Genomic DNA, 16,365 nt, shown 5'->3' with positions numbered 1-16,365 from the left:
GAATGTTCGTTTCGAGAAAAGGGGAAGCGTTTACCCAAAATAGCGACTTTGCTGTCCTGCCCGGCGGAGAATCAGCCTGCAAGGGCGTTCAGGGGCAAAAGCTTCTCTGTGTTGCATCGGAAGGCGTTTTGCCCCTGCCCGCAGCAGGATGATCCGGAGCGGACAGTGCCTGCATCTCTGCAGGACAGCATAGCGAGACCGGGGAGCGAGCGACCCAGGCGAGACTTGTGCTCTGTGAGTGCGGCCGGAGCGGCTTTGGGTAAATGCTGCCGCTCACTTTTTCAAACACTTATAGAGGATCTTGTCTCATTTCAATCGAATGAATAAATGGGGCATCATTTTCGAAAAAGGACTGCCACCAACCACGAAAGGGAGGGGGAAGGTGGACTTGACGATTTCCCTGGAACAGATCCGGGCGCTTCAACCCGAGGTGATTCAATGGAGACGATATCTCCACCAGCACCCGGAACTTTCTTTTCAGGAAAAGGAGACCGCCCGGTTCGTCCATGAGCAGCTGACCTCTTTCGGAAATCTGGAAGTGTTCCGTCCCACGTCGACGAGCGTGGTGGCACGGTTGAAGGGGGGACGGCCGGGGCCGGTGCTGGCGATGCGGGCCGACATGGACGCGCTTCCGATCCAGGAGGAAAACCGCTTCGAGTTTGTTTCCAAGAACCCCGGGGTGATGCACGCCTGCGGCCATGACGGACATACCTCGATGCTGTTGGCCGTGGCGAAACTCTTTTCCCGGGTCAAAGAAGAGATCCCGGGGGAGATCCGTTTTATTTTCCAACATGCCGAAGAGCAGCCCCCCGGCGGAGCCGCCCAACTGGTGGAGGCCGGGGTGATGGACGGGGTGGACAGGGTGATCGGCACCCATCTCTGGTCTCCGCTGGAAACGGGGAAGGCCGGGGTGGTCTATGGACCGGCCATGGCCGGCATTAACAACTTCCATATCACCGTTCGCGGAAGAGGCGGTCATGCCGCCATGCCTCAGCAGACCGTCGACAGTATCGCTGTCGGAGCCCAAGTGGTCTCCAACCTCCAGCATATCGTCGCCAGAAACACCGACCCCTTGGCATCTGCGGTCCTCTCGGTGACCAAATTCATCGGCGGAAACACCCACAATGTCATCCCGGGCACGGTGGAGATCGAAGGGACCATCCGGACTCTGGATGTCCGGGTCCGGGAAGAGGTGTTCCGGAGGATGGAGCAGGTGGTGAAAGGCATCACCGAGGCCCACGGGGCTGCTTACGACTTCCGTTTTCAAGAGGGCTATCTCCCGGTGATCAATTCGGAGACGGTGACCCGGGTGGTGGAGGAAACGGCGAAAGAGATGCTGGGAAACGATGCGGTGGTCCGGCTGGAACCCACCATGGGAAGTGAAGATTTCTCCGCCTACCAGCAAAAAGCTCCCGGCACGTTTTTCTTTATCGGGGCCGGCAATGAGGAGAAAGAGAGTACGTACCCCCATCACCATCCCCGCTTTACCATCGACGAAGACGCCTTGGAAAACGGCATCAAAATTCTCGCCTTTTCCGCCCTGCGCTTGCTGAAGGAACCCGCCTTCCGAAGCGCTCCGGCATAACCACGTCAAATACAAAACCCGGCAACCATCACGGTTGCCGGGTTTTCTGCAGTTAAAACCTATGTCCGCAAGGAGGTGTCGGCCCCGGCCGGGCGAATCCGGCCCACGATGGAAGCGGTCGTGTGGGCCAAGTTCGCTCCCCGTCGACATCACTGCCGCCAGGGATCCGGAAAGAAGGAAGGGAGAGAACTCCGCAGCGTCGACCAGTTTCAGCAGAACCGTGTCGGGGTCAGCCGGATGATAACACATTTTGCTCCGTTAAAAGAGTGAATTTTTTCTCCGGAACAAATTTCTTTCTATTTTGATGCTTGAAACATCGACCGACATTGATTATCATAAGGAACAATCAATTCTTTAATTCGTATCAATCCTGAAAATATTGTACGAATATCGTACCGATGGAAGTTGTTTGGGTCGATTTCGTGGAGGAGGCGCAGATGGAAGGAAGCAAGGATCAATCGTGGTGTCATGAACTGGATGAGCTGGATCGGGAGATCGCCCTTTTGCTGCAGGAGAATGCGAGGATACCCTTTACCAAAATCGCCGAAAAGCTGGGGGTGACGGAACGAACCATCCGACTGCGGGTCACCCAGATGCAGGAGGAGGGCATCCTCAGCCTGGTCGGAGTGGTCAATCCGATCAAGGTGGGTCTGAATGTCCAGACCTACATCCAGGTCGCCGTGGCCCCGCAACAGATGGATGAAGTGGTCAAGCAGCTGCGGGAGATGGAGGAAATCCGGTGGATCATTTTCACCACCGGGGATTACGATCTCATGTTGGAAGTGTTGACCCGGGATTATGACGATTTATCCGAGTTTTTGATGAAAAAATTGAACCACATCGACGGGGTGAGTCAGACCAATGTTATCACCGTGTTGAAGAAGTTAAAGAGCCGCTTCAATTTTGTCCGGTAGGGAGGGAATCCAATGGCGGGTTTGATTGTCCGCAGGTTGTTTCAACTCATCCCCCTGTTGCTCGGTATTTCCTTCATCGTCTTTATCTCCCTTCACCTGGCGCCCGGCGATCCCGCCAGCATGATCGGTGGACCGACGGCAACCCGCGAGGATCTCGCCTCGATCCGGGAAGACCTCGGGTTGAATGACCCCCTGTTCACTCAGTATTTCCGTTATATCAGCGGAGTGGTGCAAGGGGATTTGGGTTATTCGTACCAGACCAAGCAATCCGTGACGGAAGCGATCATGATCCGCTTTCCCAACACCTTTAACCTTGCCATCGCCAGTATCATCGTGGCCACCGTGATCGGTGTGGGAGCGGGGATGATATCCGCCATTAAGCAGAACACTTCCCTGGATGCCCTGAGTACCATCGGGGCATTGGCGGGGATCTCCATCCCTAATTTCTGGTTGGGGAGTGTTTTGATTCTGCTGTTTGCGGTGAATTGGCAGTGGTTTCCCGCAGCCGGGGTGACTCAGCCTCCCTGGACGCTGCAGGGGATGAAAGAATTGATTCTGCCCGCCATCACGCTGGGGACCGGTTCCGCTGCCCTGATCGCACGGATGACACGTTCCGCCGTGTTGGAAGTGATCCGTCAGGATTACATCCGGACGGCAAGAGCGAAGGGGGTGAAAGAAAAGAGTGTCATTCTTCTTCACTGCATGCGGAATGCCATGATCCCGGTGATCACCGTCATCGGTCTGAATTTTGGTTTTCTTCTCGGCGGAACGATCATCACGGAACAAGTTTTTGCCATCAACGGCGTGGGGAGGCTGATGATCCAGGCGATCGCCAATCGGGATTACACCATGGTTCAGGGGGCCGTTCTCCTGGTGGCGACCCTGTTTGTCCTGGTGAACCTCTTGGTTGACATCCTATACGCCCTGATCGATCCGCGAATCCGATATGAATGAGGAAAGGAGGGGGCCTGATGGCAACGGATACAGCTGTGACGACGGATGTGCAGGTTGAGGCGCCGATTCCGGATCAGCAAAACCGGGTGAAGACCGTTTGGAGGAAGTTGCTCCAAAACCGGTGGGCCGCCGTCGGGATTGTCATCATCACCCTGCAGGTGATCATGGCCGTTTTTGCTCCGTTATTAACGTCCTATGACCCCACGGCCCAGGATCTGTCAGTGAAAGAACGGCCTCCCGGCTCGGAAGGGCATTGGCTGGGAACCGATGAATTCGGGCGGGACCTGTGGAGCCGTATACTTTACGGTGCCCGGATTTCGCTGATCGTGGGAATCTCGTCAGTGTTGCTGGGATTGATCGGCGGGGTTTTGATGGGTCTGTTGGCGGGCTATTACCGTTGGTTGGACGGGCCCTTCATGCGCCTGATGGACTTGATGTTTGCCTTTCCGGGCATCTTGTTGGCCATGTTGATTATTGCGATGCTGGGAACAAGTTTGGTCAATGTCGTGATTGCCATCAGTGTCTGGTCGATTCCATCCTGCGCCCGTATCGTTCGGGGGAGCGTGTTGTCCCTGAAAAACCAAGAGTTTGTCCTGGCCCTCCGTTCCAACGGGGCCAGCGACATCCGCATTCTGTTCAAGCACATTCTTCCCAACTGCACGGCCCCGATTATCGTTTTCGGAACGATGAGGATGGCGACGGCCATCCTCTCCACTTCCGCCCTGAGCTTTCTTGGGTTGGGGGCCCAGCCGCCGACCCCGGAATGGGGGGCGATGATCGCAGCCGGCCGTGATTTCATGTGGACCTCCCCCCACATGACAATTGTTCCGGGTATCGCCATCATGCTCGTCGTTTTTGCCTTCAATGTGGTGGGTGACGGATTGCGTGACGCATTGGATCCCAACATGGAAGTCCGTTGATCTTTGATTCGATTCATCGATGGAGGGATGATAAATGAAAGGGTTTTTCAAATGGCAGGGATGGGTCATTTCACTTCTCGTCTTGGTGCTGCTGGCCGGGGGATGCACTCCCCCGCCTCCCGACGCGGGTTCATCCGGGAAGCAAAAACTGGTTTATGCCTCGACAGCGGATGTCGTCGGTTTGTCTCCCATCAAAACCAACGACAGAGCGTCCGCCCGCGCCTTGGACCAAATCTATGAAACGCTGTTTACCCGTGATCCGAAGACGATGGAAATCCAACCCTTGCTGGCGGAATCCTATGAACAAAAAGATCCCAATACGCTGGAGATTACCTTGAAAAAGGGGATCAAGTTTCACGACGGCACACCCTTTAATGCGGAAGCCGTCAAATACACCTTTGATAAATTCCGCGATCCCAAGACCGCGGCACCCCGAGCATCGCTCTTGGAGCCGATTGATGAAGTGATAGTCAAGGATGAGTTCACCGTCGTCCTTAAAACCAAAAAACCATACGGCCCGCTGTTGGCGGCATTGGCCCATTCCAACGCCTCCATCGTCAGCCCCACCGCCGATAAGAAAGGCAACCTGATGAAGAAACCGGTGGGGACCGGCCCCTTTAAGTTTAAAAAATGGGTCCCGGGAGACAAATTGATCCTGGAAGCCAACGAGGATTACCGGGAGGGTGCTCCCAAACTGAAAGAAGTGGAATTTCGTGTCGTGCCGGAGGTTTCCACCGCCATCTCCCTCTTGGAGACGGGGGAAGTCGATCTTGTGGATTCCTTGCAGCCTGAACACCTGGACCGCCTGAAAAACAACCAGAAAGTAAATGTGAAGACCAATGATGGCACTCCCGTCACGTACCTCGGGTTCAACATGAAAAAAGGACCGGGGAAAGATAAGACCTTCCGCCAAGCCGTCGCCCATTCCATCAACCAGGAAGAAGTGGTGGATGCGCTGAAGGGAGTGGCCCATTCGTCCAAAGGGATCATCGGGCCCAAGGTGTTCGGCTACAACAAGGAAATTGAGAAAGAGGGTTACGATTACGACGTCAAAAAAGCGCAAAAATTGTTGAAGGAAGCCGGAATGGACGACAAGACGATGACGATCACCACGGCAAACACCGGAAACTACCCGACATTGGCGGAACTGGTTCAGGGACAACTGTCGAAAGCCGGTTTGAAAACGAAAATCCAAACCCTGGAGTTTGGCGCTTATCTCGACCGGCTGCGGAAAGGCGATTTTGAGATGGTGATCGGCGGTTGGACGAACAGTACGGGAGATGGCAGCGAGTTGCTTTATCCTCAACTGCATTCGGACAACATCGGAGCCAGCAACGGCACCCAAACCTCCATCCCGAAAGCGGATGAGCTGATTGACCAAACCCGAACCACCACAGACAAGGAAAAGCGTTTGAAGGTGCTCCATGAGGCGAACCAACTGCTGGTGAAAGAAGCACCCTGGGTGCCGCTTCATCACGGTGTCATCGTCATCGCCACCTCCAAAAACGTCCAAGGACTCGAAGTCGATCCGACGGGCGAATGGCACTTGCAAAACGTCTCGCTCAAATAAGGGGGGATTTGATGAAGGATCCGGTATTGACGGTGGAAGGGCTGGAAGTCCGGTTTCAAGGGGCGGCAGGTGAAATTCCCGCCGTCCAGGGAGCTTCCTTTTCCGTCCATCGGGGAGAAGTGCTCTGCATCGTCGGGGAATCCGGCTGCGGGAAAAGCATCACTTCCCTGTCGGTGATGGGATTGTTGCCGGGATCCGCCGAAGCGGAAGGGCACATTCGTTTTGACGGGAGGGATCTTCTCCGTCTGAACCGGGAAGAGATCCGGCAGATCCGGGGCAATGACATCTCCATGATCTTTCAGGAACCGATGACCTCGTTAAATCCGGTCTTCACCGTCGGTTTTCAGCTGATGGAACCTTTGGTGGTCCATCGGAATCTGTCGAAAAAACAAGCGTTTGAAGAAGCAGTCCGCTTGCTGGAACGGGTGGGTATTCCCGATCCGGGAAGGCGGATGGAGCAGTATCCCCATGAACTTTCCGGAGGCATGAGGCAGCGGGTGATGATCGCGATCGCCCTCTCCTGCGAACCCAAGCTTCTCATTGCCGATGAACCCACCACCGCCCTGGACGTGACGATCCAGGCGCAGATCCTGGAGCTGATCCTGAAGCTGAAAGAGGACACGGGGATGAGCGTCATCCTGATCACTCACGATATGGGAGTGGTGGCGGAAACGGCGGACCGCGTGCTGGTCATGTATGCCGGCAAAGTGGTGGAAGAAGCCGATGTCCGGACCTTGTTTGAGGATCCGAAACATCCTTACACAAAGGGATTGCTCCGCTCGATGCCCAATGTGGATGACGATACTTATACATTGGAGGCGATTCCGGGGACTTTGCCCAAGCCGGGGGAAATTCAACAGGGCTGTCCCTTCCATCCCCGGTGTCCGGAAGCGATGGACCGCTGCCGGGAGGAAAATCCCCGGGTGTTCACTCACCGACCGGGACACATGTCACGCTGTTGGCTGGCGGAGGAGGAGGATCAGGATCATGCCGGAGAAAGTGTTGGTTAAGCTGGAAAACGTCAAAAAGCACTATCCGGTTCGCCGTGGATGGCTCCAACGGACTTCCGCCCGGGTTAAAGCGGTGGACGGGGTCTCCCTCGATCTGTACGATCGGGAGACCTTGGGAGTGGTCGGCGAATCCGGATGCGGGAAGTCCACCATCGGGCGCACGCTGATTCGTCTGGAAAAACCGACGGAAGGGAAACTCTATTTCAATGGGACGGATATCTCTGAACTTCCAGCCCGGGCCATGAAACCATTCCGAAGCAAGATGCAGATGATCTTTCAGGATCCCTTTGCGTCTCTCAATCCCCGTCAACGCGTCGGTCCGGCCCTCGAAGAGCCCCTGACGATCCACACTTCGTTGAGCAAAGGGGAGAAGCGGGAACGGGTCATGGGGTTGTTGGAGGAAGTGGGCTTGAGACCGGACCATTATGACCGTCTGCCTCACGAATTCAGCGGTGGACAGCGGCAGAGAATCGGAATTGCCCGGGCCCTCGCATTAAACCCCTCTCTGATCGTCTGTGACGAGCCGGTTTCCGCGCTGGATGTCTCCGTCCAGGCGCAGGTGCTCAAGCTGCTCCGATCCTTGCAAGAGAAACACGGATTAACCTATTTTTTCATCTCCCACGATCTGGGGGTGGTGCGTCACCTGTGCGACCGTGTACTGATCATGTACCTGGGGCAAACGATGGAACTGGCGCCGGTCCGTGAACTGTACAAAAATCCGGTGCATCCGTACACAGAAGCCCTGTTGTCGGCGATCCCCCGCCCGGTCCCGGGGAGGAAGCGGGAACGGATTCTCCTGCGGGGAGATCTCCCGAGCCCCGCGGATCCCCCCAAGGGATGCCCTTTCCACACCCGGTGTCCGGAAGCGATGGAGATCTGCAAGGAAACACGGCCGGAATGGAAAGAGATCGGACCGGGACACCGCGTCGCCTGCCATGCCCGATGAAGGTGACCCGGAGGAGAGGATGGGACGATGAAACGGTTGTGGCAGATTTTCCTCGCCTTTTTCCGCGTGGGCATGCTGGGGTATGGAGGAGGGCCTTCCTCGATCCCCCTCGTCCACGGAGAAGTGGTGAAAAAGTACAAATGGATGAATGACGAAGAATTCAGCGATGTCCTCGCTCTGGGGAATGCGCTTCCCGGTCCCATCGCCACCAAAATGGCCGGTTACATCGGATACCGCGTCTCCGGCATCAAAGGGTGCTTGGTGGGGGTTGCCGCGATGGTGTTGCCGACAGTGCTGATCATGATTTTTTTGCTCGGGTTTTTGATGGCTTACAAAGATTCCCCCCGGGTCCAGGGGATGACAGCCGCGGTCCGGCCGGTGGTGGCGGTTATGCTCACGGTGCTTGCCTACTCCTTTTTCAAAAAATCCTGGGGAGAACAAAAAGGGGCCGGGACCGTTGCCATCGCCGGGGTTACCGCCCTCGCTCTTTTTTTCGATACTCACCCGGCGTTGGTGATTGGGGCGCTGCTGATCCTGGCACTGGTCACCGGCGGTAAAGAGGGAACCACGCCCCCGGATGGAGAAGCCTCCGCCGGCGGGGAGGAAAGGGGTTGAGCGGGTGATCTACTGGAAACTCTTTTGGGCCTTTTTCATCCCCGGAATCGTTGGCTACGGCGGCGGTCCTGCCAGCATTCCCCTGATCCAGCACGAAGTGGTCCATCGGTATCATTGGCTGACCCTTGAGGAATTCGGGGATGTTCTGGCTTTGGGAAATGCCCTGCCCGGACCGATTGCCACGAAGATGGCCGGGTTCATCGGGTATGAAGTCGCAGGACCCCTGGGGGCCGCCGTGGCCCTGTTGGCCACGGTCGGGCCGTCGTTGGTGGCGATGATCCTTCTGCTGGTACTGCTTTACAAGTATCGTCATTCCCCGAAAATCCAGCGGATGACCACTCTGATCCGGCCGGTGGTGGGGGTTCTGCTGGCGATGATCGCTCTGGAGTTTTTCGAAAGTTCATGGAACCAGGTGGGGGTTTTTCAGACGGCGGCACTTTCCCTTCTCAGCCTGCTTCTGCTGGAGAAATGGGGGATTCACCCCGCCTGGGTGATCGCCGGCTCCCTCGTCTACGGTTTTGTTTTGCTGGGATAACAGAAAGCCTGGAAGCGTTGGGATCGATTGTCAGGTTCAGAAGAAGGGAAGCGTTTACCCTCCCCGGCGGAGAATCAGCCGGCAAGGGCGTTCAGGGGCAAAAGCTTCTCTGTGTTGCATCCGCAGGCGTTGGCCCTTGCCGCAGCAGGAAGATTCGGAGCGGACCTCGGGTAAATGCCGCCGCTCACTTTTTCACAATAATTCCATGTTCTTACAATTCGCCCGGAGAGAGACGGGAGAACACGGCCTATCGAATGGGAGGTTCAACATGCAGTTTCATCCTTTGCATCAACCCTATCCTTCACAACGCACCACCGTTTACGCCAAAAAAGGGATGGTGGCCACGTCTCAACCCCTCGCGGCCCAAGCCGGACTGGACATGCTGAAGAAAGGAGGCAACGCCGTGGATGCCGCCATCGCCACGGCAGCGGCCCTCACGGTGCTGGAACCCACTTCCAACGGAATCGGGGGGGACGCCTTCGCTTTGGTCTGGACCGGGGGAAAACTCCATGGATTGAACGCCAGCGGCCCGGCCCCCCGTGGGATCTCCATCGATGGAGTCCGGAAAGCGGGTCACGAGCGGATCCCCCGGTTCGGCTGGCTGCCGGTGACGGTGCCGGGCGCACCGGCGGCCTGGGCGGAGCTGTCCCGCCGCTTCGGCAAGCTTTCCCTGACCGCGGTGTTGGAACCCGCTGTCCGTTACGCCGAAGAGGGATATCCGCTGACCCCGGTTTTGGCCAAATACTGGGAGAAAGGAGCTGCGGTTTTCCGTCCATTGGACGGTCCCGAGTTTGAATCCTGGTTCCGCACCTTCACCCCGGAAGGGCGGGCTCCCCGGGCGGGGGAGGTGTGGCGGTCGCCGGACCATGCCCGAACGTTAACTTCCATCGCCGAAACCGGGGCGGATTCCTTTTACCGGGGGGACCTGGCGGAGAAAATGGATCGCTTCGCGCGGGAGCACGGCGGATTCTTGCGAAAAGAAGACTTGGAAGCGTTCCGCCCGGAGTGGGTGGACCCCATTCATATCCGGTACCGGGGGTATGAAGTGTGGGAGATCCCGCCCAACGGCCAGGGGCTGGTGGCCCTGATGGCCTTGAACCTCCTGAAAGCGTTCGACTTCGGGGAGCGGGAGACGGCGGCGACCTATCACCGCCAGATCGAGGCGATGAAGCTGGCCTTCGCCGACGGGGAGGCCTACATCACGGAAAGGGAGCGGATGCCGTACTCCGTGGAAGCGCTTTTGTCGGATCGGTATGCGGAGGAACGCAGACGCCTGATCGGGGATTCGGCCCGACTGCCCTCCGCCGGAAGCCCCCGGCCGGGCGGGACGGTTTATCTGGCCGCCACCGACGGGGAGGGGAACCAGGTTTCCTTCATCCAGAGCAACTTCATGGGCTTCGGATCCGGTTTGGTCGTACCGGGAACGGGGATCAGTCTGCAAAACCGGGGATATACCTTTTCTCTGGACCCGGATCACGCCAATGCCCTGGAACCGGGGAAGCGGACGTATCATACCATCATCCCGGGCTTTCTCACCCGGGAAGGGCGGCCGGTGGGCCCCTTCGGGGTGATGGGGGGGTACATGCAACCTCAGGGCCATCTCCAGGTGGTGATGAACACCGTTGATTTCGGTCTCAATCCCCAGTCCGCCCTGGATGCCCCCCGCTGGCGCTGGGTGGAAGGGAAGACCGTGGAAGTGGAACGGGGGGTTCCCGATGCCATCGTGCAGGAGCTGATCCGCCGGGGCCACGACATCCGCATCGCCACCGACCCGGGCGGTTTCGGACGGGGGCAGATCATCTGGCGGGGGGAAGACGGTGTCCTGGCCGGCGGAACGGAACCCCGGACCGACGGGTCCATCGCCGCATGGTAAAAAGAAGAGTCTGAAATGGATCCAACTGAAGACGGAATCGTGTGCGACCCGAATAGGCATTTCGGGTCGTTTTTTTGCTTTGGGTTGACCAAGTCGGGTTCACTTTTTCCAACCGATGGACATCCAGGGGAAGCGTATCCGGAAGCTGACGAAAACAAAATCAGCAAATGAAGATCTTCAGGAATTTCATTGATGATTCAGGAATTTTATAAAAAGGGTTGACTTGAAAATGATTATCAATTACATTGGGACACGAGATAAATGATAATCATTTTCAATCAAAGGGGTGTGCAACTTGGTCGACCTGAAGGTGGAAAGCCGCGGAGTAAAACGTTCCGTACTGGAATGTGTGGGCCATACACCGTTGGTTTCCCTCGACCGCTTGTTTCCGGAGCCCGGGGTTCAAGTGATGTCCAAGATGGAATTGATGAACCCGGGAGGCAGCATGAAAGACCGGACGGCGCGTTACATGATCCAACAGGGGATGCGGGAAGGAAAGATCCGTCCCGGTTCCCATCTGATCGAAAGCAGTTCCGGCAACCTGGGGATCGCCGTCGCCATGGCGGCACGCGTGCTGGGTCTCTCTTTCACCTGTGTGGTCGATCCCAAGACCACGGCCACCCATATCCGGATCCTCCGGCGGTTGGGAGCCGGGGTGGAGATGGTCCGGGAGCCCGATAAAAACGGAGGGTACCTGGATTCCCGCATCCGCCGGGTGAAAGAGTTGTTACATACCATCCCTGACAGTTTCTGGATCAACCAATACGCCAATGAGAACAACTGGAAAGCCCATTACCACGGGACTGCCGCCGAGATGGCGGACCAACTGGACCGACCGGTGGATGTGTTTTTTGCCGCGGTGAGCACCACCGGAAGCCTTCTGGGCTGTGCCCGGCGTCTGCGGGAGCATTTTCCTTCCATCCGGGTGGTCGCCGTGGATGCGGTGGGTTCGGTTCTGTTCGGAGGCCCCCCGGGCAAGCGGGAACTTCCGGGAATCGGGGCCAGCAGGGTTCCCGAGCTGTTTTCTCCGGAGGAAATCGATGAGGTGGTCCATGTCGATGACCGGGAGGCCGCCCGGGGGTGCCGGGAGCTTCTCGAGCGGGAGGGAATTTTCGCCGGCGGATCCTCGGGTTCCGTGGTGGCCGCCATTCGGAAGACCCTGGGGAAGCTGCCCCGTCCGTGCCGGATTCTCACCCTGTTTCCCGACAGGGGAGACCGTTATCTCGATCTGGTGTACAACGATGATTGGGTGGACCGTCTGGCCGCAGGGCAGGAGGAAGAGCGGACATCGATCATGGGAGAAAGGGTGTAGGATCGGATGGAGATTCAAAAAAGCGGGAATGATCCCCGGATTTTGTATCTGAGCCGAAGCGATCTGTTCCGGTTGGGGGGAGACCGTTCGGACCTGTACGTCGGGGCCGTGGAGCGAGCGTTGACCCTCCACGCGCGCGGGGAGTTCGTTCAGCCTTTAAAACCTTACCTCCGGGCTTCGGGGGCGGAGGGCCACATCGCCGACCGGATTATCGCCATGCCCGCCCACCTGGGGGAACCGGCGATTTCCGGGCTGAAATGGGTGGGAAGCAAACACGACAACCCCACACGGAGGGGCCTGGACCGGGCCAGCGCGTTGGTGGTGTTGAACGATCCGGAAACCAACTTTCCGCTGGCCGTGATGGAAGGGGGACTGATCAGCGGGATGCGGACGGCTGCCGTGACGGTGGCGGCGGCCCGGTGTCTGGCCAAGGAGGGATTTGAGGATCTGACCTTGATCGGATGCGGGGTGATTGCCCGCATGCAGGTGTTCTCCCTGCTGGAGCAGTTTCCGGCAATCCGCCGGGTCCATCTCTACGACCTCACCCCCGATTCAGCGGAAGATCTCGCCTCCCGCATTCGGGATCGGCACCCGGAAGTGGAGGTATGGGCGGCCGGTTCCGCCGAGGAAGCGGTTCGTTCCGGGGAAGTGGTGGTGACCTGCACCGTGACCGACCAACCCTACATCCCCTACGGATGGCTCAGGAGAGGGGCCTTTATCAGCAACGTTTCCATCATGGACGTGCACAAAGAGGTCTTTCTGAAGGCGGACAAAGTGGTGGTGGACGATTGGGAGCAGAGCAACCGGGAGAAGAAGGTGATTCATCAACTGGTCCTGGAAGGAAGGTTCTCCCGCGAACAACTCCACGCCGAACTGGGAGAGATCGTCTCCGGAGACAAACCGGGACGGGAATCGGAAGAGGAGATCATTCTCCTGAACCCGATGGGCATGGCGATCGAGGACATCGCCTGCGCCCAGGACCTCTATCAGAAGGCGATTCAACAAGGAGTCGGAACCTGGCTGGACCTGTACTGAGAGAAAGGGAGGCATGTCACCTTGCATCGGGATGGGAAAGGAAGCACCCCTGTGACGAAAAGGGAAGATTCCCGCATCCGGGACCGGATTCTCCGGGATCTGATCAACGCCATGTTGGCGGAGAACCTGTTCGGTTTGAAGGAAAAAGGTCGAATCTTCCATGAGCCCCTGCCGGAGTGGGGGGACTTTCGGGAAGGGGAAGCCGGATACCGGATTTCCCTCTTCCCGGAAAAGAATCTCTGTTTTCCAGTGGTCCTCTCTTCCGTCCGGGGTCAGCTGGAGTTGAGCCGTCTCCCCGTGGTTTTCGAGGGAGAGGGCGGGTCACGGCATCCGGGGCCGGTGGAGGTCTTTCAGCTTCTCCTCGAAAGCGAAGAGCCCGTACCCAACGGGGATGGGTTCATCGAGGAGCTCCGGACGGCTCAAAAGCACGCCACCCTCGCCTTGGAGGCTTGGGACCGGTTCCGGGAAGAACCTTCCCGTCCGGAATCTCTCAGATGGACGGAACGGTTGGCTTCCATGCGGGATCGTCCCTTTCACCCGACGGCCCGGGCCAAGGTCGGTTGGGAGGAGGAGGAATACCGGAACTACAGTCCGGAATTCGGCAACTCCTTCGGAATCGATTGGGTCGCGGTCCAACGGAACTTTGTCCGGATCGGCGGGGAAGGGGACCGGATGGATGTTCTGCTCGGCGAGCAAAGGGTGATGGAGGCGATGCGGGAAAAAGGGCTTTCCCGAAAGGAATGGGTCCCGGTGCCGGTCCATCCCTGGCAGAGCCGACGAATGATTTCTTCGCTTTTTGAAAGGGAGTTCCAAGAGGGCATCCTGGTTCCCCTTTTAAAGAATACCGGGTGTTATCAGGCGACTTCCTCTCTCCGCACCCTCGCGCCATGGAGGCGGAAAGGAATCCATCTCAAACTGGCGTTGGGAATCGGTTCCCTGAGTGCCCTGCGGATCTTGCCGTCACGCTATCTCGAGAACGGGTCCAAAGCACAAGCCGCCATGGAGGCCCTTCTCCGGAAAGATCCGGTGCCGGGAACTTCTGTCCACCTTTGCGACGAAAGGGATTGGTGCGTTTTCCGTAGGCCCGGTGAAGATCCCTTCGGCGACCGGCCCGGCCATTTGGCGGCCCAGATCCGTCGATATCCCGAAAGCGTGACCGCGGATCCCGGGATCCGTCCGGTGCCGATGTCTGCGTTGGCCGTGGAGGAGGGAATCGATTGTCTGGGACTTTCGGACGGAAGGTTGGAGGAGATGCTGGAACGGTTCCGCTCGGTCTGTGAGCCCTTTGTGGAGATGGCCCTCCAATTTGCTTCCCACGGGGTGATGCCGGAGGTTCACGGCCAAAATGTCCTGCTCCTCTTTCGGAACGGATCCCCGGAGGGCATCGTGTTGCGGGATCATGACACCCTTCGCATCCATCCTCCCTGGATGGAAGCGGCGGGGGTGAAGCCCCCCCGGTACACGGTGAAGCCGGGAACCCCCAACAACCTGATCCTGTCCTCACCGGAAGCGCTTTTGGCCTATTTTCAAACCTTGGGCGTCCAGGTCAACCTCGGTGCCATCGCCGATGCCTGGAGCCGGAAGTGGGGGATCGGGGAAGAACAGTTTTTCCGGCAAATCCGGGCGTCCGTGGAGGCGGTCCTGGAGCAGCAGCCGATCCGGCACCGGGAAGTCTTCCGCCGGGTGCTCCTCCGGGAGGATCGGTGGCCCTTCAAGAAGATCCTCGCCCCCCTGCTTCAGCGCAAGGGGACAGGGGGCGGGAGCATGCCCTCGGGGACAGGGTACATTTCCAACCCCCTCTCCGGTTCGGCGGAACGGGAGAGGATGGGGGGATGAACCCCGGCATGGAACAACGGCGGAACTTCCGGGTTCTGTGGGGGGTGCAGTTCATTTCCACGGCGGGCCTGACGGTGGTGGTGCCCCTGCTCCCCTTCTATCTGGAAACCCTGGGGGTGTTCGGGGAGGAAAACCGTTGGTGGACCGGTTTGTCTCTTTCGGCGCCGGCTCTCACCCTGATCCTCGCTTCCCCCTTCTGGGGAAAGATCGGGGACCGGTGGGGAAGGAAATGGATGGTCGTCCGGGCGGTGTTTGGACTCTGCCTCAGCATGCTCCTGATGGGGATGGCCCAGACTCCCTGGCTTTTTCTCCTTTTCCGGCTGATGCAGGGGGCTTTCGGCGGGGTGGTGGATGCCGCCGCCGCCTTCGCCGGTTCCGACGCTCCCCCGGACAAGCGGGGACGGACCTTGGGAAGCTTTCAGGGAGCCACGGCAGCCGGTTCCCTGGCGGGACCGCTGCTGGGCGGGTTGCTGGCCGACGGGTACGGATACCGGGTGCTGTTTTTCCTGATGGCCGCATTGACGGGGATCAGCGGACTGTGGGCCGCCAAGGCGCTCACGGAACCCCGGACGGGCATCGAACGAAAAAGAAAGCCCGTCCCGCTCCGGCAGGTGTTCGCGGGACTGTGGGGAAGCCGGAGCACGCGTTCCCTGATTCTGGCCGGTTTTCTGGCCAAGGCGGGCGTGTTCGGTCTCGTGGTGGTGTTTGCTCCGCTGGTCCGGGATCTTTCCGGTTCCCCCGCGTATGCCGCCACGTGGGTGGGGGGGCTTCAGGCGGTCACCTGGGGCGCCACCTTTCTGGGCGGGTCCTGGTGGGGAAAGCGAAACGACCGGTCCTCGCCGGAAAGGAATTTCTTCTTCGCCTCCCTTGCCTGCGGGGTTTGCGTCGGTTTGCAGACGGCGGTCCATCATCCCCTGTGGCTGCTCCCTCTGCGCCTGGTACAGGGTTTTTGCTTCAGTGCGCTTTTACCCTCGGTTTTTTTGAAAGTCACCCGGAGCTCACCGGAAGAGGTAAGAGGAAGCGCCATCGGCGTGACCAACAGTTTTCTGGTGCTCGGACAGATCATGGGCTCTTTTTCCGCCGCCCTGATCTCCGGCTGGCTTTCTCCGGATGCCGCCTTCCTTTTCCTGGGGGGATTCTTTTTGACTGGAGCCCTGTTGATGGTGCGCCTGCCCCGGCACACCCTGAGCCGGTCTCCCGGACTGCCCCCCCTGGGAATGGAACAAGCCGCCGGGGGAGTAAACAGAGAAAGGTGAGATC

The 16,365-nt window shown here is 58.5% G+C and carries 14 protein-coding genes; all 14 read left to right on the top strand.

Translation table 11 applies throughout. The features are described from left to right. The first annotated feature begins 394 nt into the window (after positions 1 to 394). The 14 genes from C8P63_RS02495 to C8P63_RS02430 all read left to right on the top strand — a co-directional run bounded on the left by C8P63_RS02495 (position 395) and on the right by C8P63_RS02430 (position 16,361). Positions 395 to 1,585: a M20 family metallopeptidase gene (locus C8P63_RS02495; RefSeq protein WP_108021798.1), complete on the top strand. Its 1,191-nt coding sequence runs from the start codon at positions 395 to 397 to the stop codon at positions 1,583 to 1,585. A gap of 437 nt (positions 1,586 to 2,022) precedes the next feature. Beyond that, a complete protein-coding gene (locus C8P63_RS02490) occupies positions 2,023 to 2,499 on the top strand; it encodes an Lrp/AsnC family transcriptional regulator (protein ID WP_108021753.1) in 477 nt (158 codons plus the stop codon). Between the two features lie 12 nt (positions 2,500 to 2,511). Next, positions 2,512 to 3,453: a nickel ABC transporter permease gene (gene nikB, locus C8P63_RS02485; protein ID WP_108021752.1), complete on the top strand. Its 942-nt coding sequence runs from the start codon at positions 2,512 to 2,514 to the stop codon at positions 3,451 to 3,453. A gap of 17 nt (positions 3,454 to 3,470) precedes the next feature. Further along, positions 3,471 to 4,373 carry an ABC transporter permease gene (locus tag C8P63_RS02480; protein ID WP_108021751.1) on the top strand — a complete coding sequence of 301 codons (903 nt, stop codon included), beginning with the start codon at positions 3,471 to 3,473 and terminating at the stop codon, positions 4,371 to 4,373. A 34-nt stretch (positions 4,374 to 4,407) separates the two neighbouring features. Further along, positions 4,408 to 5,943 carry a glutathione ABC transporter substrate-binding protein gene (locus tag C8P63_RS02475; RefSeq protein ID WP_108021750.1) on the top strand — a complete coding sequence of 512 codons (1,536 nt, stop codon included), beginning with the start codon at positions 4,408 to 4,410 and terminating at the stop codon, positions 5,941 to 5,943. Positions 5,944 to 5,954: 11 nt separating this feature from the next. Then, positions 5,955 to 6,953, top strand: a complete 999-nt coding sequence (locus tag C8P63_RS02470; protein ID WP_108021749.1) for an ABC transporter ATP-binding protein — start codon at positions 5,955 to 5,957, stop codon at positions 6,951 to 6,953. Further along, positions 6,931 to 7,899 (top strand): ABC transporter ATP-binding protein, encoded by a 969-nt coding sequence (locus tag C8P63_RS02465; protein ID WP_108021748.1) that lies wholly within the window; start codon positions 6,931 to 6,933, stop codon positions 7,897 to 7,899. Before C8P63_RS02470 ends, C8P63_RS02465 begins: the two co-directional genes overlap by 23 nt. A 27-nt stretch (positions 7,900 to 7,926) precedes the next feature. After that, a complete protein-coding gene (locus C8P63_RS02460) occupies positions 7,927 to 8,514 on the top strand; it encodes a chromate transporter (protein ID WP_108021747.1) in 588 nt (195 codons plus the stop codon). 4 nt (positions 8,515 to 8,518) lie between these two features. Beyond that, the gene (locus C8P63_RS02455; RefSeq protein WP_108021797.1) at positions 8,519 to 9,049 is read left to right on the top strand and encodes a chromate transporter; all 531 of its coding nucleotides are present in this window, start codon (positions 8,519 to 8,521) and stop codon (positions 9,047 to 9,049) included. 268 nt (positions 9,050 to 9,317) lie between these two features. Beyond that, positions 9,318 to 10,922 (top strand): gamma-glutamyltransferase family protein, encoded by a 1,605-nt coding sequence (locus tag C8P63_RS02450; RefSeq protein ID WP_108021746.1) that lies wholly within the window; start codon positions 9,318 to 9,320, stop codon positions 10,920 to 10,922. Positions 10,923 to 11,217: 295 nt separating this feature from the next. Beyond that, positions 11,218 to 12,234 (top strand): 2,3-diaminopropionate biosynthesis protein SbnA, encoded by a 1,017-nt coding sequence (gene sbnA, locus C8P63_RS02445; protein WP_281258663.1) that lies wholly within the window; start codon positions 11,218 to 11,220, stop codon positions 12,232 to 12,234. 6 nt (positions 12,235 to 12,240) lie between these two features. Further along, positions 12,241 to 13,269: a 2,3-diaminopropionate biosynthesis protein SbnB gene (sbnB, locus tag C8P63_RS02440; protein WP_108021745.1), complete on the top strand. Its 1,029-nt coding sequence runs from the start codon at positions 12,241 to 12,243 to the stop codon at positions 13,267 to 13,269. 51 nt (positions 13,270 to 13,320) lie between these two features. Next, on the top strand, positions 13,321 to 15,105 hold the full coding sequence (locus tag C8P63_RS02435) for an IucA/IucC family protein (protein ID WP_146172091.1): 1,785 nt from the start codon (positions 13,321 to 13,323) through the stop codon (positions 15,103 to 15,105). Then, complete coding sequence (locus C8P63_RS02430; RefSeq protein ID WP_108021743.1) at positions 15,102 to 16,361, top strand: MFS transporter; 1,260 nt, start codon at positions 15,102 to 15,104, stop codon at positions 16,359 to 16,361. Before C8P63_RS02435 ends, C8P63_RS02430 begins: the two co-directional genes overlap by 4 nt. Positions 16,362 to 16,365 lie beyond the last annotated feature (4 nt).

It is taken from the genome of Melghirimyces profundicolus, from assembly GCF_003054245.1.
Classification (GTDB): Bacteria; Bacillota; Bacilli; order Thermoactinomycetales; family DSM-45169; genus Melghirimyces; species Melghirimyces profundicolus.
This window is presented reverse-complemented; position numbering and strand designations above follow the sequence as displayed.